Raw genomic sequence first — 17,842 nt, 5'->3', positions numbered from 1 at the left:
GTGGGGAAGCGGGCGCGGCCGGGATCAGGCATGGGCCTCAGGCCCGCTTCTGTTGTTGGGCATAGCCCTTGAGCACTTCCTCGCGCAACACCGCCCAGATGGCCGCGTGCAATTCGACGAAACGCAGGTTGTTGCGCACTTCGGCCACGTCGCGCGGACGCGGCAGGTCGATGACGAACTCGCCGATGGGATGCGTGCCCGGCCCGGCCGACAGCACCACCACGCGGTCGCTCATGGCGATGGCTTCGTCCAGGTCATGGGTGATGAACAACACCGCCTTGCGCTTGGCCATCCACAGGTCCAGCACCTCGTTTTCCATCAGCTGGCGCGTCTGGATGTCGAGCGCCGAGAACGGCTCGTCCATCAGGATGATGTCGGGGTCGCGGATCAGCGTCTGCGCCAGCATGGCGCGCTTGCGCATGCCGCCCGACATCTGGTGCGGATAGCGGCTTTCGAAGCCGCCCAGGCCGACGCGGCGCATCCAGTCGCGGCCGCGCTCGAGCGCTTCGGCGCGCGGCACGCCGGCGAAATCGAGCCCGGCCACCACGTTGTCGAGCGCGCTGCGCCAGGGCAAGAGCGCCTCGCCCTGGAACATGTAGCCGGCGCGCGCATTGATGCCCGACAGCGGCTGGCCGAACACTTTCACCTGGCCCGACGACGGCGACAGCAGGCCGGCGCTGACGTTGAGCAGGGTGGACTTGCCGCAGCCCGTCGGGCCCACCACCGACACGAACTCGCCCGGCGCGATGGCCAGGCTGGTGTCGCTGACGGCGGTGTAGCGCTGCGAGCGGTCGTCGCGGGAGACAAAGGTGCAGCTGATGTTTTCCAGCGATAGCGCGGCGTCAGCCATTGGGATACTTCTCGTTGGCGCGGCGGGCGAAGTCGTTGGTCCAGACCTTGGACGGGTCGATCTTGGCGCCGTCGAAATCCGCCTGGTAGGCGGCCAGGGCCTTGAGCGCGGTGGCGGCGCCGTCCTCGGGGATCATGCCGTCGGGCGACAGGCCTTCCAGGCTCTTGCCGATGGCGGCCTTGTACACGGCCGGGTCGCCCAGCAGGTAGGTCTCGGGCACGACCTTGGCGATCTCGTCCGGGCCGGCCTTCTGGATCCACTTGTCGGCGCGCACCATGGCGTTGGTCAGCGCCTGCACGGTGTTGGGGTTGGCGTCGACGAACGCCTGCGGCGCGTACAGGCAGCCGGCCGGCATGTTGCCGCCGAAGATGTCCTGGGTGTCCTTGAGCGTACGGGTGTCGACGATGATCTGGATGTCGCCCGGCATTTCCAGCATCGACACCACGGGGTCGGTGTTGGAGATGGCGTCGATCTGGCCGCTGCGCAACGCGGTCACCGCGCCGGCGCCGGCGCCCACGCCGATGATGGAAACGTCGGAAGCCTTCAGGCCGTGCTTGGCCAGGAAGAAGCTGACCACCATGTTGGTGGACGAGCCCGGCGCGGTCACGCCGATCTTCTTGCCCTTGAGGTCGGCGGGGCCCTTGTAGTTGGGCAGGTTCTTCTTGGACACGCCCACGCCGATCATCGGCGCGCGGCCCTGCAGCACGAAGGCGCGGTAGGCCTGGCCCTTCGATTGCATGGCCAGCGTGTGCTCGAAAGCGCCCGAGACCACGTCGGCGCTGCCGCCCACCACGGCCTGCAGGGCCTTGGAACCACCGGCGAAGTCGGCGATGGAGACGTCCAGGCCCTCGTCCTTGAAATAACCGCGGGCCTCGGCGATGGACAGCGGCAGGTAGTAGATCAGGGGCTTGCCGCCCACGGCGATCTGGACCTTGGTCTTTTCCAGCTTCTGGGCGCGCACGATGGCGGGGGCCATGCCCATGACGCCGGCGGCGCCGGCCATCTTGAGCAGATCACGACGTGTGACTGACATGTGTTGTCTCCTTGGGTGCGGGGATACCGATAGCGCCGGTCTGCGCCAGCTTGTCGATAGCCGCTGAATCATACCCCAGCGATTTCAGGACTTCCTCGGTATGTTCCCCTAATGACGGACCGATCCAGCGGGTGCCGCCCGGGGTTTCCGAGAGTTTGGGAACCACCGCCGGCAGCTTGACCGGGCTGCCGTCGGCGAACTGGTGCTGCTCGATCATGCGGCGCGCCAGGAACTGCGGGTCGGTGAACATGTCGGCCACGCTGTAGATCTTGCCAACCGGCACGTCGGCCGCCTTCAGGGTGTTGAGCGCCTCGTCGATGCCGCGGCCGTCGCACCACTGCTGGATGGCGCCGTCGATCTCGGCGACCCGGCGGGCGCGGCCATCGTTGCGCACCAGGTCCGGGTCCGAGGCCAGGTCGTCGCGGCCGATGGCCAGCATCAGGCGGTGGAAGATCGCGTCGCCATTGCCGGCGATGACGATGTTCTGGCCATCGCGCGTCGTATAGGTGTTGGACGGCACGATGCCGGGCAGCGCGCCGCCGGTGCGCTCGCGCACCACGCCGGCCACGTCGTATTCGGGCACCAGGCTTTCCATCATGTTGAACACCGCCTCGTACAGGGCGACGTCGACCATCTGGCCCTGCCCCGCCCTGCACGCCTCGCCCTGCCGGCCGTTCCAGCGGCCGCCGGTGGCGTCGCGGTGGCGCAGCGCCATCATGGCGCCGATCACGCCGTGCAGCGCGGCGATCGAATCGCCGATCGAGATGCCGACCCGCAGCGGCGGCCGGTCGGGATGGCCCGACACGTAGCGCAGGCCGCCCATCGATTCACCGATCGCGCCGAAACCCGGCTGGTCCTTCATCGGGCCGGTCTGGCCGTAGCCGGACAGGCGCACCATGATCAGCGCGGGGTTGATGGCGCGCAGCTGCTCGAAGCCCAGCCCCCATTTTTCCAGCACGCCGGGGCGGTAGTTCTCGACCACCACGTCGGCGTCCAGCGCCAGCTTGCGGGCGATCTCGCGGGCTTCGGGGTGCTTGAGGTTGAGGGCGATGGATTGCTTGTTGCGGGCCTGCACCGTCCACCACAGCGAATTGCCTTCGTGCAGGTGGCGCCAGCTGCGGATGGGGTCGCCGCCGCCGGTCCCGTCGGGGCCGTGCGGCGTTTCCACCTTGATGACGTCGGCGCCGAATTCACCAAAGATGCGGGCGGCGAACGGGCCGGCGATGAGCGTGCCGAGTTCCAGGACCTTCAGGCCGGTCAGGGCTGACATGGCGGTTGTCTTCCTCTTGTGGATGCCGCGCCGCGCGCGCGGGCAGTTCTTCCAATGCCCGCCGGTACATTGCCGGCGGACTATTGTGGATGCGTATCAGGTGGTCTTGCGCTCCATCAGCGCCCAGGCGATGGTGCCGGCGTCGACGTATTCCAGCTCGCTGCCGGCCGGCACGCCGCGCGCCAGGCGCGTGACCCGCAGGCCGCGTTCGCCCAGGGCCTCGCCCAGGAAATGCGCGGTGGTCTCGCCTTCGGCGGTGAAGTTGGTGGCCAGGATGACCTCCTGCACCACGCCGTCGGTGGCGCGGCGGATGACGCGGTCGAAATCCAGCTCGCGCGGGCCGATGCCCTCGAGCGGCGCCACCCGTCCCATCAGCACGTAGTACAGCCCGCGATAGCCGTGGCTGGACTCGATCATGTTCTGGTCGGCCGGCGTCTCGACGATGCACAGCAGGGAAGGATCGCGCTTGGGATTGGCGCAGGTGGCGCACACGTCCTCTTCGGCGAAGCTGTTGCAACGCGAGCAGTGGCGCAGGTCGCGCACCGCCCCGGCCAGCGCGCGGCCGAGCATGTCGGCGCCCTGGGGGTCGTGCTGCAACAGGTGATAGGCCATGCGCCGCGCGGAACGCACACCCACGCCGGGCAGGCGCCGCAGCGCCTCGATCAGCGAGACCAGCGGTTCGGGTTCAGGCAGTAGAGGATCCATGACACAACGCAAACGTGCGGACAGCAAAGGCCGCGCCGCCCGGGGCGGCGGCGGCCGGAACGTTCGATCAGAACGGCAGCTTCATGCCCGGGGGCAGCGGCATGCCGGCGGTGACGGACGCCATCTTTTCCTGCGAGGTGGCTTCGGCCTTGCGCAGCGCGTCGTTGAAGGCGGCGGCGACCAGGTCTTCCAGCATGTCCTTGTCGTCGGCCAGCAGCGACGGATCGATCTCGACGCGCTTGACGTCGTGGCGGCAGCTCATGGTGACCTTGACCAGGCCGCCGCCGGAGGCGCCTTCGACCTGGATCTCGGCCAGTGCGTCCTGCGCCTTCTTCATGTTTTCCTGCATCTGCTGCGCCTGGCGCATCAGACCGGCCAATTGTCCTTTCATCATGATGGAGCTTCCTTGAACGAGGGAATGTAGGGATTGCCGGCGCGTTACGCGGCGGCGGAAGGAGGTTCGACGTGGCGGATCGACCCCGCCACGACATGGGCGCCGAAGTCGGAGACCAGCGCCTGCACGAAGGGATCGACGGCGACCGCGTCCTCGGCGGCCTGCTGGCGCGCCGCGCGCTCGGCCTGGGCCACGGCGTGGGCCGTGGCTTCACCAACCGCGCCGACGTCCACGTCCAGCCGGATGCCCTGGCCGAAGTGTTCGCACAGCACCGTCTGCAGGCGCACGCGGCTTTCGCTTTCGGCCAGCGTCTTGACCGCCACGCGCAGGATGATGGCATCGCCCTGCACGCCGGCCCATTCGCTCTGGCGCGCCAGCTCGGCGGCCAGGCCGGTGACCGGCAGGCGCGCGGCCAGCTCGGGCCAGGCGGCGGAGGTCATGTCGTTCAGGCGGGCACGCGACTGGCGCTTGCGGGCCGGGGCCGGGCCTTCGCGCCGGGCGGGCGCCGCCGACGGCGCGGGCGCGGACGAAGGCGCGCTGGCCAGCGTTTCGAAATCGTCGTCGGGGTCCGACGTGAAACCGCCGTCGGGGGCGAAACCACCATCGGGCACGAAGCCGCCTTCGGCCTCGAACGGGATTTCCTCGTCGACCCAGGACGGCGGACCGTTGTCATCCGCGGCCGGCGCGACCGCGGCAGCCGCGGGCGTCACGGCCAGCGGGGCCGACTTGGCGGGCGCCGGGGCAGCGGGGGCGTCCGTGGCGGAAGCATGCGCCGCGGGCGCAGCCGCGACGGCGGGCGCGGCAACGGGCGATGCCGTGGCCGGCGCGCTCGGCGCGGCGGTATTCATGGCGGACGCCGGCTGGGCAGCGGCGTCGACGGCGGCCTGGGCGGAACCGGCGGCGGCGGGAGCCTCTTCCCAAGGCGGCACGCTGGCAGCGGCCGGCTGGGTGGACGCGGCGACGGGCGAGGCAACAGGGGCGGCGACGGGCGGCGCGGCCACCGGCGCGGGCGCGACAGCAGCGGGCGCGGCGGCCGGAGCCGGCGCGACGTTCGCTTGCGGCACGCTCACGGGCGCGGACGGCGCGGGGGCTGCCGGTTGCGCCACCGGCGCGGCGGCGGCCGGCGCCGCTTGCGGCGGCTGCGCGGCGGCCGCGACGGGCTCGGCCGTCTGGCGGGCCGGCGCGGCGGGCGCCTCGATGGCGGTCTGCGGACCGGCGTCACCGTTCAGCGCCAGCATGCGCAGGCAGGCCATGATGAAGCCGGCGTACTCGTCGGGCGCCAGCGTCAGTTCGCCGCGGCTGTGCACCGCCACCGAATAGAACAGCTGCACCGCGTCGGGATGCAATGATTGCGCCAGGCGGGCGATGTCGGCCGCCAGCGGATCCTCGGCCGGCATCACGCCGGACACGCGCTGCTCGATGGCGACGCGCGACAGCAGCACGGCCAGGTCGGCCAGCGCGCCGGCGTACGACAGGCCGCGCGTGGCGAGTTCATCGGCCACCGCCAGCACGCCCTTGGCGTCGCCGGTGGACAAGGCGTCCAGCAGGCGCACCAGGTGGCGCTGGTCGATGGTGCCGAGCATGCCGCGCACGGCGTCCTCGGTCAGGTTGCCGGCGCTGTAGGCGATGGCCTGGTCGGTCAGCGACAGCGCGTCGCGCATCGAGCCCGACGCGGCCTGGCCGATCAGGCGCAGGGCCGGCACTTCGAAGCCGACCTGCTCTTCGCCCAGCACCGCCTGCAGGTGGCCCACGATGGAGTCGGCCGGCATCTGCTTCAGATTGAATTGCAGGCAGCGCGACAGCACCGTGACCGGGATCTTCTGCGGGTCGGTGGTGGCGAGGATGAATTTGACGTGCGGCGGCGGCTCTTCCAGCGTTTTGAGCATCGCGTTGAACGCGTGCCCCGTGAGCATGTGCACTTCGTCGATCATGTAGACCTTGAAGCGGCCGGCGCCTGGCGCGTAGACGGCCTGCTCCAGCAGCTGGGTCATTTCCTCGACGCCGCGGTTCGAGGCCGCGTCCAGTTCGAGGTAGTCGACGAACCGGCCGGCATCGATCTCGGTGCAGGCGCGACAGACGCCGCAGGGCTTGGAGGTGATGCCGGTTTCGCAGTTGAGCGATTTGGCCAGGATGCGCGACAGCGTGGTCTTGCCGACGCCGCGCGTGCCGGTGAACAGCCAGGCGTGATGCAGGCGCTGGGTGTCGAGCGCATGCGTCAGCGCGCGCACCACGTGATCCTGTCCCACGAGGGTATCGAACGATCGCGGCCGCCACTTGCGGGCCAGTACCAGATAAGTCATGGCGGGATTGTAGAGCCTTTGCAAGAGCCGATGCGATTGCCGGCATGAAATGCAAAAGGGACGGAATCATCTTCCGGGGAAATCCCCTTGGAAAACAACCCCGTCCCCTTTGCGAAAACCGGTTGGCGAGCCTTACTCCGGCACTGACCCTAAACGACTATGGCTGCTTCGTTCCCGACCTGACCAGGTTCACCGTCGAACCATGCGAAGGGGCCCGCCAACCAAGATTCTAGCAGAGCTTCGCGTTGCTCGCTCGGCTAGCCTCTTGGTTGGCGGGCCCCGGGGGGCTGTATGTGGGCCCCCTCCCCGGCCCTCCCCCCTAGGGGGAGGGAGGAAGACATTGCTTTGCTTGTCTTGTTGGCTCGCTTCGCTTTGCCTTGCTTTGCCTTTTTTCTTGCTTTGCCTTTTTTCTTGCTTTGCCTTTTTTCTTGCTTTGTCTTTTTTGTTTTGCCTCTTTTTTTATAGGTCTATCCAGGCTTGGGCTCGGGGGAAATATAGGGCGGCGCGGGCTTTGCGGCCGTCCAGGGCGGTTACCTGGGCGCAGTAGCGCAGGAGTTGGTCGCCGTGGCGTTGGCGCATGCGTTGGGCGAAGGCGGCGGGGGATTCGTGGGGTTGGGGGCGGCCTGTTTTGTAATCGACGATGAGCCAGCCGTCTTCGGTGCTGAGGGCCAGGTCGATGACGGAGACTTTGCCGGCGGCGTCGATGAGGGGCCATTCGCGGCGGGCGCCGGATTGGGACAGGAGCCAGAGGCCGCGTTCGTCGGCCAGGGTGGACTGGAGGGTGTCCAGGACGGCTTCGGCGGCGGCGTCGGCCTGGCTGGCGGGGATGCCCGCGCGGGTCAGTTGGCGACGCATGGCGGGCAGGCGTTGGGCCAGGGCGTCGGCCGGCCAGGTGGCGACGCCGTCCTGGCCGATGCGGGCCAGCCAGGCGTGGGCCAGGGTGCCGATGGCGGCGTCGTAGCCGGATTCGAGTTGCCAGGCGGGATGCTCGGCGCTGTCGCCCCAGGCGCCGCGCGCGGCGGCGGCGAAGCCGGGGCTGATGGACACGTCGGCCTGCCGCGCCAATTGCGCCAGGCCGTCGCGGTGCAGACGGCGCAGCGGTTCGCCTTGCCATTCAGGCGCGTCGGCCACGGGTTCGGCGGCGTCGCCGTCGAGGGCCGGCGGCGTGGGGGTGGCCAGGCAGGGCCAGAGGCGGCCCAGCAGGCTGGCGGAAGATGGCGTCTTGGGCTGGCCGCTGGCCTCGTCGACGTTGACGTGGCCGACCAGGTGCAGGCGCTTGCGGGCGCGGGTGGCGGCGACGTACAGCAGGCGGTCGATTTCGTAGGACGCGCGACGGGCCTCGCGCGCGCCGAGGTAGCGCGACACGGGGTCGGCCTCGGTCTCGGCGCGCGGTTTGACCGGGCCGAACAGCACGCGGCCGCCGCTTTGCTCGAAGCGCACCAGCGGCGGCTGGTCGCCGCGCGGCGCGCGATGCAGGCCGTACAGGATCACGGTCTCGAACTGCAGGCCCTTGGACTTGTGCATGGTCATGATCTCGACCGCGGCCTCTTCGTCGGCGGCATCCGGCGCCGCGAACAGGCGGGCGATGCCGGTGTCCAGCGTGGCGACGTCGATGGCGCCGTGCGGCGCCAGGCGCTCGACCAGCTGGAACAGGCTTTCGGCGTCGTTGGCGACCGACGGGCCGCTGTAGAGCGCGGGGCCGCCCAGGCGGCGCCACAGCGACTCGACCCAGGCCGCGAACGGCATCGCGCCCGACGCGTTGCGCGTGTCCAGCAATATCGCCGCCACCTGCCGCAGGCGCGCGTATTCATCGGGACGCAGCAGGGCCTCGGCCGAACGCGGGGCGTCCGCGCCGCCGAACGAGGGTTCGCCCTCGCCCGCCGCGACCGGCGTCAAGACCGGATCAACGCGCGATGCTTCAGGCGCCGCATCGTCGAACAAGGCCCCTTGCGCCGGGTTCTCGCTGTCGTCGAACAGCGATCCCTGGCGGGCGGCCGGCGCGGTGGCCAAGGGCGCCGCCATGGCCTTCGCCGACGCCGGGCGCAACAGGCGCTCCAGCAGCACCGGCACCGGCGTCACATGGTCGGCGCCGAACAGGCGCTGCAGCGATTCCAGCGTCAGGCCGCAGAACGGCGCGCGCAGCACCGACAGCCACGCCAGCCGGTCGCCCGGATGCGACAGCGCCCGCACCAGTTGCACCAGGTCCGCCACCACCGGCCGCAGCGCCAGCGGCACCAGATCGACCGCGCGGCAGCGGATGCCTTCCTGCGCCAGCCGGCGCGTCAGGTTGCCCAGGTGGCTGCGGGCCCGAACCAGGATCGCGACCGGGTGCTTGCTGCCCGCGTGTTCGGCCAGCGCCTGCCGTACCAGGTCGACGGCGATGTCCTCGGCCTGCTCCTCGGCGGGCGCGGCGCCGGCGCGCGACCAGGCGGGATGGAAGCGCACGGCCGGATCCGGCAAGGCGCCGTGGAAGGCGGTGGAGGGGCTGTACTTGATGGCGCCCGCCGCGGCGTCGCTGCGCTTGGGCAGCAGTTGCGCGAACGACTGGTTGACCCAGTCGACGATGCCGGCCTGCGAGCGGAAATTGTCGGTCAGGTTGAGGAACCCCGGCTGCAGCTCGCCCACGCCCTTTTCCGCGACTTCGAGGAACAGCCCCACTTCCGCCTTGCGGAACCGGTAGATCGACTGCATCGGATCGCCCACCAGGAACAGGCTGCGGCCATCGCCCTCCTGCCAGCCGGAGGTCAGCGTGCGCAACAGGTCCAGCTGCGTCTGGCTGGTGTCCTGGAATTCATCGATCAGCAGATGGCGGATGGAGGCGTCGAGCTTGAGCAGCAACTCGCCCGGATCGTCGGCGCTGCCCAACGCCGAGGCGGCGCGTTGCGAGACCTCGATGAAATCGACCTCGCCGGTGTCGGCGAAACGCAGCCGCAACTGCGCCACGGCCAGCGCCAGCGTCATCAGCTGGGCGCCCAGCACTTCCCATTGCGCGTCGCTCAAGCGCGGCGCCGGAATGTCGCGCACCGCCGCCAGGCGCCGCACCCAGGCCGCATCGGCATCGGCGCTTTCGAGCCAGGCGACGAACGGTTCCTTGTGCGCGCACTTGGCCGGAAAACCCAGGGTCTTGGTGACGGTCTTGCGCAACGAGCCCGTGCCGGTCAGCAGCAGGTGCGCGACGGCGCGCCACTGGTCCAGCACCTCGGCATCGGCCGGCAGTTCCTCGGTCCAGTCGAGCAAGGCGGCCAGCCGGTCGTCCTCGCCGCCGTCCTGCAACTGGGCCGCGGCCAGCCGCGCCGGGCCGGACAGCGCATCGGCCCAGCCGTAGGGCATGGCCTCGCACAGCGCGTCCAGGTCCTCGCCGATGGCCTCGGCCAGGGTTTGCTCCAGCGCTTCGCGGTCGGAGCCATGGCGCAGCAACGGCAACCACTGATCGCGTTGGCCGAGCATGTCGGCGATGGCGTCCTTGGCCGCCTGCACGTCCACGTCCATGTGCTGCAGCAGGATGCGGACGGCATCGTAGTCGTCCGCCAGGTCGAGCGTGGCGCGCGCCGCCGCTTCGTAGTGGGCGCGAGCGTCGTCGGTGATCTCGGGCATGCCGCCCAGCTCGGACAGCCACGGCATGCTGCGAACCAGGCCGGCGCAGAACGAGTCGATGGTGCGGATCGCCAGCCGCGCCGGGTGTTCCAGCAGGTGCCATTCCTGTTCGGCGTTGCGCGCCAGCGCGGCGCGCGCCAGTTCCCAGCCGCGGCGCTCGTGCGCGGCCTCGGGCGGCGCGTCCAGGCCGCGGCGCAACTTGCTCAGCACGCGCGCATGCATCTCCGAGGCGGCCTTGCGCGTGAAGGTGATGGCGACGATTTCCTCGGGCCGGTTGACGGTGGCCAGCAGCGCCAGGATGCGGTCGGTCAGCAGTTCCGTCTTGCCGGAGCCGGCGGGCGCCTGCACCAGGAAAGAGCGTGCGGGGTCCAGCGCCGCCGCGCGCGCGGCATGGTCCTGGGGCTGGCGTTCTACATCGGCCATGGCTCAGGCGTCCTCGTCATCCAGGTGCAAGCGCAGGAAGGGCAGCGCGTCGCAGTATTTCAGGTCGTCGCGGCGGTAGGCGACATTGGCGGCATGGCCTGCCACGTATTCATCGGCCAGCGACTCGATCGCGGCGCGCCAGCGCTGGCGGATCTCGGGCCAGGACAGGCCGTCGAAGTACTTGCTCTCGGCGGCCAGCGTCACCCCCTCCATGCCCAGGTCTTCGTCGGCCAGGCCCTGCGCCGCCACCTGGCGCGCATGGATCTGGGCCAGCACCAGGCCGGCCACTTCGCCGCCGGCGGCATCGGCCAGCACCGAGGCGTAGAACGGCAGCTGCACGTTCACCGGACGGCTGCGCGACCAGTCGGGCTCGGGCTTGGCCGCGGCCACGCCGGTCTTGTAGTCGACGATGACGTTGCGGCCGTCGGCCAGCGTGTCGATGCGGTCCAGCCGCAGCTTCAGGTGCAGTGCGCCATGGCGCCATTCGTGGTTCTTCTCGACCTGCGCCACCGCGAACGGCAGCCGCTGGGCTTCCATGTCGAGCCACGAGGCCAGCACCGCCAGCGCGCGGGCGCATTCCAGTGCCTTCAGCGCCGGTGCGTACTGTTGCAGCTCTTCCTCGGCGGCCTGCGCCACCGCCTGCTCCAGCAAGGCCGGCAGGCGGCCGGCGGCCAGCGTGTCGTGCAAGGCCTCCTGGTCGGGCAACATGCCCCACACCAGTTCCAATGCCTTGTGCAGGAACTGGCCGCGCACGTTCACCGTGGCCGCGTCGGCGTATGCCGCGAGCTCGCGCCCGCCCAGCCGGTGGCGCACGAACGCCCACAGGGGATTGCGCGCCTGCGTGTCCAATACGTCCAACCCGCCGCCGCCACGGTCGTCCGACGCCAGGGGCGGGCCCTGCGCGTCATCCAGCGTTTCCTGCGGCAAGGCGGCCACGGCCGGCGCGGGCGCAGGCCGCCAATCGGTCAGGGCGGCGGCGGCGATCAGCGGCGACGGCCGCAACTCGCGTTCGCCGTCCATGTGCGCGTGGCTGACGATGACCTGCGGGGCGCAGCGGCACAGCGCCGCGTAGATCCCCTCGGCCCATTCGCGTTCGCGCTCGGGCGTGGCGCGCGGCGCCTTGGCCTGGCGCAACACCGCCAGCGGCAGCAGCGGGTTCGGCTTGGGCGAGGCCGGCAGCACGTCATCGGTCAGCCCCAGCATCCAGACGCCATCCCAGAAGCCGCCTTCGGCTTCCAGCAGGCCCAGCACGTCGAGCCGCGCCAGCGGGTCGCGCTGCGGCTGGAAGGCGGCCGAACGCGCCACGCTCTGGAGCAGGTTGACCGCCGCCACGCCGCCCAGCTTGCCCGCGGCCGGCGCCAGCGCCGAGAAGCCGCCCAGCGCCTCGCCGAACGCGCCCAGCACCTGGTAACCGACGCTGTCCAGCACGCCCTCGCCGGGAAAGCCGAGCGCCGTCAGCGCCGCCTTCATGCGCAGCATCCAGACATCGCTGGTCGCGCGCGCGCCGCCCCGCGTCCAGATCTCCATGGCCTGGTCCCAGGCCTGCGCCAGCGGCGGCAGCTGCGACAGCTGCTTGCGCCATTCCGCGGCGGACACGTGGATCTGGCCGCGACGGCGCCAGCGCGCATCGAGGGCGGCCAGGCGGGCGCGTTCGCTGACGTCGCCCGCGCAGTGGCCCGCCAGCAGCGCGGCGCCCAGCACCTCGACGCCACAGCCCTTGCCGGCCGCGCATTCGGCCAGCGCGCGCAGCCACGCCAGCGCGGCGCGCGCCATCGGCCATTCATCCAGCGGACGGCCAACCGCGACGTTGAAGGCGAACGCCGGCGCGCCGTCGTGGCCCGCCAGCGCCTGGCTGAGGATGCGCCGCGCGAACGGCGATTCGGCTTCGAGCTGGGGCGAGACGATGGCGTAGCGGCCGGCGGGATGACGCTTCAGCTGACTGGCGGCCCACTCGGCCGCCGCGCGCCACTCGGCGCCCTGCTCCGGCGCCTCGTAGCGGCGCGGCTCGGCGGGCGCGCGCTGCGTGTCGCGCCATTGCGCGATCAGGCAGCCCTGTTCCTCGAACGCCTGCAACAGGCGCCTGAAGCGCGGCGACATGTCAGTGAAGCCGGCCAGCACCAGATGGCCCGGCACGGCCAGGCGGCCATCCTCGAGCGCCCGCAACACGCGGGCATAGCCCTGGTTGGCGTCTTCGGCGTCGATCGCGGCCAGGGCCTGGCGATAGCGTTCGCGCCAGCGCGCGAAGCCGCGGTATTCGTCGGTGTCGGCGCCGGACGGCACGCGCAACGACCACTCGTCCATGAGCTGGTCCGCATCCATCGACAGGCGCGCGGCCTGGCTGGCGTCCAGCAGCACGCGCTCGGCCTCTTCGGCGCGGATGGCCTCGGTCCAGACCAACTGGGTGGCGAAGCCGTCGAGCCGGTAGGCCGGCACGTCGTCATCGGTCTCGAACGCCAGCTCATTGGCGGATTCGGCCAGCCAGGCGGACAAGGGCAGGATGCGCGGCAGCTCGCTGACCTGACGCTCCTGGCGCAACAACCCCGCCAGCTCGAGCGTGAGCCGGCGCGACAGGCGGTTGTTGACCGTCAGCACCAGCATGTCGGCGGCGGGCATGCCGCCGATGGCGGTCAGGCTCAGGTCGGGGTAGGAAAGCGGGTCGTCCTGCATGGGCGGCGTCAAAACGCGGGATGGAAACGCGGGGTGGAAAAGATTACCGCCGTAGGATACCGCGCCCCCGCCCCGCCCGCGCGGCTAGAAACCGCACATCGACGCCAGGTTTTCCCAATGGATCTGCATCTCGGGCTGGGTGTAGCCCCAGAAGGCCAGGCCCAGCACCAGCGCCGACGCGGCCCAGCCCGCCAGGCGCCAGCCGCGATGGCGGCGGGCGGACGGTGCGGAAGGCGCGTCGGTCATGATGGGCATCCGCGCCTCACGCGGTCGCCGGCTGCGCCAGCGGCTGCTCGCGCACCGGCAGGCACAGCAGCGCGGCGGCCACCGCCAGCGCCACGCCCAGCCACCAGACCAGGTCGTAGTTGCCGGTCTTGGCATAGGCATAACCGCCCAGCCACACGCCGATGAAACTGCCGACCTGGTGGCCCAGGAAAACGATGCCGGACAGGGTCGCGGCATAACGCAGGCCATAGATCTGGCCGATCAGCCCCTGAGTCAGCGGCACCGTGCCCAGCCAGAACAGCCCCATCCAGGCCGCGAACGCATACAGCACCCACGGCGACAGCGGCAGCCACAGCAGCAGCAGGATGCCGAAGGCGCGCATGCCGTAGACCACCGCGAGCAGCCGCTTCTTGCTGTACTGGCCGCCGAGCTTGCCGGCGTAGAACGATCCCAGCACGTTGAACAGCCCGATCAGCGCGATCGCGGTGGCGCCCTGCCCCGGCGTCAGGCCGCCGTCGGTGACATAGGCCGGCAGGTGCAGCGTGATGAAGGCCGTGTGGAAGCCGCAGACGAAATAGCTCCAGAACAGGAAGTGGAACGACGGATGCCGCACCGCCTGTCGCACCGCCGCCGCCAGCGACTGCTGCGGCCCGCCGTGGGCCGGCGGACGGCCGCGCAGGAAATAGGCCAGCGGCGCCGCGCAAGCGACGAACAGCGACAGCACCCACAGCGCGCCCGGCCAGTCCAGGCCGGTGATCAGCGCCTGCCCGGTCGGCACCACGGCGAACTGGCCGAGCGAGCCGCCGGCGCTGGCGATGCCCATGGCCGTGCTGCGGTAGGCCGCCGGCACGGCGCGCGCCACCACCGGCAGGATCACCGGGAACGTGGTGCCGGCCTGGCCCAGGCCGACCAGCAGGCCGGCGCTCAGGTAGAGCGTGGTTTCGTCGGTCGCGAAGCGGGTGCCGATCATGCCCAGCATGTACAGCACCGCGCCCAGCGCGATGGTGCGGCCGGACCCATAACGGTCGGCCAGGATGCCCATGAAGATGCAGGCCACGCCCCAGACCAGGTTCTGCAATGCGAAGGCCATGGAAAACACTTCGCGGCTCCAGCCGTGGGCCAGGCCCATCGGCTGCATGAACAGGCCAAAGGTGGCGCGCACGCCCATGGCCAGCAGCACCACCAGGGTACCCAGGACGATGGTGCGCACGGAAAGCGTATCGGTAGTGCTCGAGGTAGTGCTCGACATGATTTTTCTTATTGATGGAGAAAGACGCCCCCTCCTCGGGACGGCCGGGCCTTGGGCCCGACGCGCACATCATAAACAAATAACCTGGCGCGACCGGGAATACCCGCGTCGGCGCATCGCGCATGGCGTGCGCGATGCGCTCGCCGGACCGACACTCAGAATATAGTTGATTTTATCAACCATATATTCCAGAATGGGATTTTCCCCATCCTGATTCGCCATGACTCTGCAAACCCCGTTGACCCGCCTGCTGGGCACGCGTTATCCGATCATCCAGGGCGGCATGAGCTGGGCCTCGTCGAACGCGGCGCTGGCGCTGGCGGTGTCGCGCGCCGGCGGGCTCGGCGTGATCGCCGCCGGCCCGATGTACCCCGAGGCGCTGCTGGCGGCCATCCGCGAGGTCCGCGCCGGCACCGACGCGCCCTACGCCGTCAACATCCCGCTGTACAACAAGCGCGCGCAGGAACACATGGACATCGCCCTGGCCGAAGGCGTGCCGGTCATCATCGCGTCGCAGGGCGGACCGCAGAAGCACATCGGCCGCGCGCGCGAGGCCGGCGTCAAGTGGCTGCAGGTCATCGCCAGCCCCGAACACGCCGCCAAGGCCGAAGCGGCCGGCGTGGACGCGGTGATCGCCGTCGGCCTGGAAGCGGGCGGCCACCCCGGCCCCGATGAACTTTGCCTGCAGGTGCTGGTGCGTTCGGTGGTGCGGCGCGTATCGGTGCCGGTGGTGGCGGCCGGCGGCATCGCCGATGGCGCCGGCATCGCCGCCGCGCTGTGCCTGGGCGCCGCGGGCGCGCAGCTGGGGACGCGTTTCCTGCTGACGCCCGAGGCCGGCGTGTGCGATGCCTACAAGAACGCGGTGCTGGCGGCCGGCGTGGCCGACACCACGCTGGTGGGCCGCGGCCGTTCGCCGGTGCGCATGTTGCGCAATGCGTTTGCCCGCGACTATCTCGCGGCCGAACGCGACGGCGACCAGGCCATGCTGGAAACGATGTTCGCCGGCAGTTCCCTGAAGCAGGCCGCCTTCGACGGCGACGTGCAGGGCGGCAAGGTCGAGGCCGGCCAGAGCGCGGGATTGATCGACAGCCTGCAACCGGCCGGCGCGGTGGTCGAGCAACTGGTGGCGGAAACGCGCGACGCGCTCAGGCGGGTGGCGCTGCTGGCGGGTTGAGCGGGACGCGGACCGACGCCCGTGCCAGCGACTTATCGACCCAGCCCGGTCTCCCGGCCTGGCCAGGCCAGGCCAGAGATGCTGCTGCTGGGCAATGCCGCCGTTGCTTATGCCTGGGCATCCCACGGATTGACGAGGGTCACGCCGCAAGCGGAAAAATCAGACACGTTTCGCGTAACGAGCGTCATCCCATGCACCAGCGCTGTCGCCGCAATGAAGGCGTCCCGCTCTGGCCGCAGATTCGGCACATGCAATCTGGCGCACCGCAAAGACACCGCGGTATCGAGTGGCAGCGTCCGGTTGGAGAACTCCGGCAAGACGCGATCGCGCATCCAGGCCCGCAGGCGGGTTCCCTGGCTGGCATCCCGCCGCTCCATGCGCAGGATGCCAATCTCGATCTCCATGAGCGTGATCGCCGAAACGTAAAAATTCACCGCATCCTCGTTCGAGAGCCAGGCGATCACGTTTTTGTCCGCCTTGCCTTCGCCCGCCTTGCGCAGCTCGGAGAGCACATTGGTATCCAGCAGGAACATCACTCGACGTCCGCGGGACGGGGCAGCTCGCGTGAACGGGGGGCATCGAGTTCGATGTCGGCGAGGCCCGGCATCGACAATGCGCTGACGAGATTCCGCTTTTGGCCGACCAGGCGCCAGTATTCTTCGATGCCGAGCAGGACATGGGATGGCTTGCCCCGGTCCGTGATGAACACCGGGCCATGCAAGGCCGCCTTCTTGGCGCGGGTCACGTCCTGATTGAGTTCCCGGCTGGACAGTGTGGTGATAGACATGGCGCATCCCCTGATCCTTGCAAATAACGTAGTAACGTTACTACCTTGAAAGCGTTAAAACAACCCCGGTAGCCGAGGCCACCGGGAGATTTTCGCGCTCATCAGGATCCGATCAGGGCGGCAAACCGTCATTCCAGCCACCGGAACCGTCCTATTTCTTCATCAACCCCGCCGCCTGCACCAGCTTGCGCATGGCGGCCTGGTCCTTCTCCACGAAGGCCGTGGCTTCCTGCGGCGTCATGTTCCACAGGTCCACGCCCTGCGCCTGCATCAGCTTGCTGTATTCGGGATTGGCGTTGACCTTGGCGACCGCGTCGTTCAGGCGCTGCAGGATTTCCGGCGGCGTGCCCTTGGGCGCGGCCAGGCTGTACCAGGAGGCCGACTCCGCGCCCTTCACGCCGGATTCGGCCAGCGTCGGCACGTCGGGCAGCAACGGCGAGCGATGGTCGTTGGCGTAGGCCAGCGCCTTGAGCCGGCCGCTGCGGATGAACTGCAGGCTGGCGGCCAGGTTCAGCACCGCCATGTCCACCTGCCCGCCGACCAGGTCATTGATGGCGGGCGCCGCGCCGCTGTAGGGGATGTGGACGATGTCCACGCCGGCGCGTTCGCGGAACAGTTCGGCGCCCAGGTGCGGCGAGCTGCCCGGCCCGGCCGAGGCGTAGTTGATGCGGCCCGGCTCCTTGCGCGCCATCGCGATCAATTGCTCGACGTTGTCGGCCTTGAGCGTGGGCCGCACCACCAGCATGTTGGGCTGGTTGGCGACGATCGAGACGAAGGCGAAGTCCTTGATGCCGTCGTACGGCGTCTGCTGCATCAGCGGCGTCACCACGTGGGCGGCCGACGTGCCCAGCAGCAGCGTGTAGCCGTCCGGCTTGGCGCGCGCCACGAAGTTGGCGCCGATGGCCGCGCCGCCGCCGGCCTTGTTCTCGACGATGATGGTCTTGCCCAGCTGCTTTTCCAGTTCGCGCGCCAGGGCCCGGCCCAGCACGTCGGCGGGACCGCCGGCCGCGTACGGGTTGACCAGCGTGATCGGCTGAGAGGGATAGGGATCGGCGGCGACGGCCGACGCGCACAGCGCGCCCGCCACCGCCGCGCCGCACAGCAGGCGCTTCAGAATCTTCATGGTTTGTCTCCTGGGATATTGTGTTTTATGTGTGTGATGTTGTGCGAG

14 protein-coding genes and 1 other RNA gene are annotated in these 17,842 nt (G+C 69.9%); 1 reads left to right on the top strand and 14 read right to left on the bottom strand.

Annotated elements, in window-relative coordinates; all coding sequences use genetic code 11:
- Positions 1-37 precede the first annotated feature (37 nt).
- The 11 genes from I6I07_RS14540 to I6I07_RS14490 form a co-directional block, all read right to left on the bottom strand.
- On the bottom strand, positions 38-850 hold the full coding sequence (locus I6I07_RS14540) for an ABC transporter ATP-binding protein (protein WP_006390707.1): 813 nt from the start codon (positions 848-850) through the stop codon (positions 38-40).
- Entirely contained in the window at positions 843-1,883 is a 1,041-nt protein-coding gene (locus I6I07_RS14535) for an ABC transporter substrate-binding protein (RefSeq protein ID WP_035359350.1), read from the bottom strand. Before I6I07_RS14535 ends, I6I07_RS14540 begins: the two co-directional genes overlap by 8 nt.
- Positions 1,864-3,153, bottom strand: coding sequence for a CaiB/BaiF CoA transferase family protein (locus I6I07_RS14530; RefSeq protein WP_198487172.1), 1,290 nt, complete (start codon positions 3,151-3,153; stop codon positions 1,864-1,866). Before I6I07_RS14530 ends, I6I07_RS14535 begins: the two co-directional genes overlap by 20 nt.
- A gap of 96 nt (positions 3,154-3,249) precedes the next feature.
- Positions 3,250-3,858 (bottom strand): recombination mediator RecR, encoded by a 609-nt coding sequence (gene recR, locus I6I07_RS14525; RefSeq protein ID WP_006385499.1) that lies wholly within the window; start codon positions 3,856-3,858, stop codon positions 3,250-3,252.
- Positions 3,859-3,925: 67 nt separating this feature from the next.
- Positions 3,926-4,252 (bottom strand): YbaB/EbfC family nucleoid-associated protein, encoded by a 327-nt coding sequence (locus I6I07_RS14520; protein ID WP_006390710.1) that lies wholly within the window; start codon positions 4,250-4,252, stop codon positions 3,926-3,928.
- A 44-nt stretch (positions 4,253-4,296) separates the two neighbouring features.
- Positions 4,297-6,552 (bottom strand): DNA polymerase III subunit gamma/tau, encoded by a 2,256-nt coding sequence (gene dnaX / locus I6I07_RS14515; RefSeq protein WP_198487171.1) that lies wholly within the window; start codon positions 6,550-6,552, stop codon positions 4,297-4,299.
- A 121-nt stretch (positions 6,553-6,673) separates the two neighbouring features.
- An RNA gene (ffs, locus tag I6I07_RS14510) (signal recognition particle sRNA small type) lies at positions 6,674-6,771 on the bottom strand.
- A 240-nt stretch (positions 6,772-7,011) separates the two neighbouring features.
- Positions 7,012-10,569: a UvrD-helicase domain-containing protein gene (locus tag I6I07_RS14505; protein ID WP_198487170.1), complete on the bottom strand. Its 3,558-nt coding sequence runs from the start codon at positions 10,567-10,569 to the stop codon at positions 7,012-7,014.
- 3 nt (positions 10,570-10,572) lie between these two features.
- Positions 10,573-13,236, bottom strand: a complete 2,664-nt coding sequence (locus tag I6I07_RS14500) for a PD-(D/E)XK nuclease family protein (RefSeq protein ID WP_198487169.1) — start codon at positions 13,234-13,236, stop codon at positions 10,573-10,575.
- 84 nt (positions 13,237-13,320) lie between these two features.
- The gene (locus I6I07_RS14495; RefSeq protein ID WP_198487168.1) at positions 13,321-13,482 is read right to left on the bottom strand and encodes a hypothetical protein; all 162 of its coding nucleotides are present in this window, start codon (positions 13,480-13,482) and stop codon (positions 13,321-13,323) included.
- A 16-nt stretch (positions 13,483-13,498) separates the two neighbouring features.
- Positions 13,499-14,710, bottom strand: a complete 1,212-nt coding sequence (locus tag I6I07_RS14490) for an MFS transporter (protein WP_198487167.1) — start codon at positions 14,708-14,710, stop codon at positions 13,499-13,501.
- 220 nt (positions 14,711-14,930) lie between these two features.
- On the opposite strand from I6I07_RS14490, the gene I6I07_RS14485 reads away from it, so the two are divergent.
- On the top strand, positions 14,931-15,884 hold the full coding sequence (locus tag I6I07_RS14485; RefSeq protein WP_198487166.1) for an NAD(P)H-dependent flavin oxidoreductase: 954 nt from the start codon (positions 14,931-14,933) through the stop codon (positions 15,882-15,884).
- A 107-nt stretch (positions 15,885-15,991) separates the two neighbouring features.
- Here I6I07_RS14485 and I6I07_RS14480 read toward each other — a convergent pair whose 3' ends face one another.
- The 3 genes from I6I07_RS14480 to I6I07_RS14470 all read right to left on the bottom strand — a co-directional run bounded on the left by I6I07_RS14480 (position 15,992) and on the right by I6I07_RS14470 (position 17,794).
- Positions 15,992-16,420, bottom strand: coding sequence for a type II toxin-antitoxin system VapC family toxin (locus I6I07_RS14480; RefSeq protein WP_006390718.1), 429 nt, complete (start codon positions 16,418-16,420; stop codon positions 15,992-15,994).
- Complete coding sequence (locus tag I6I07_RS14475) at positions 16,417-16,671, bottom strand: type II toxin-antitoxin system prevent-host-death family antitoxin (RefSeq protein ID WP_198487165.1); 255 nt, start codon at positions 16,669-16,671, stop codon at positions 16,417-16,419. The genes I6I07_RS14480 and I6I07_RS14475 overlap by 4 nt, the downstream gene beginning before the upstream one ends.
- A 151-nt stretch (positions 16,672-16,822) precedes the next feature.
- Entirely contained in the window at positions 16,823-17,794 is a 972-nt protein-coding gene (locus tag I6I07_RS14470; RefSeq protein ID WP_198487164.1) for a Bug family tripartite tricarboxylate transporter substrate binding protein, read from the bottom strand.
- Positions 17,795-17,842: the final 48 nt, after the last annotated feature.

It is taken from the genome of Achromobacter deleyi (assembly GCF_016127315.1).
Lineage (GTDB): Bacteria > Pseudomonadota > Gammaproteobacteria > Burkholderiales > Burkholderiaceae_B > Achromobacter > Achromobacter insuavis_A.
Note: the sequence above shows the minus strand (reverse complement) of the source record. Positions and strands in the feature narration are given on the sequence as shown.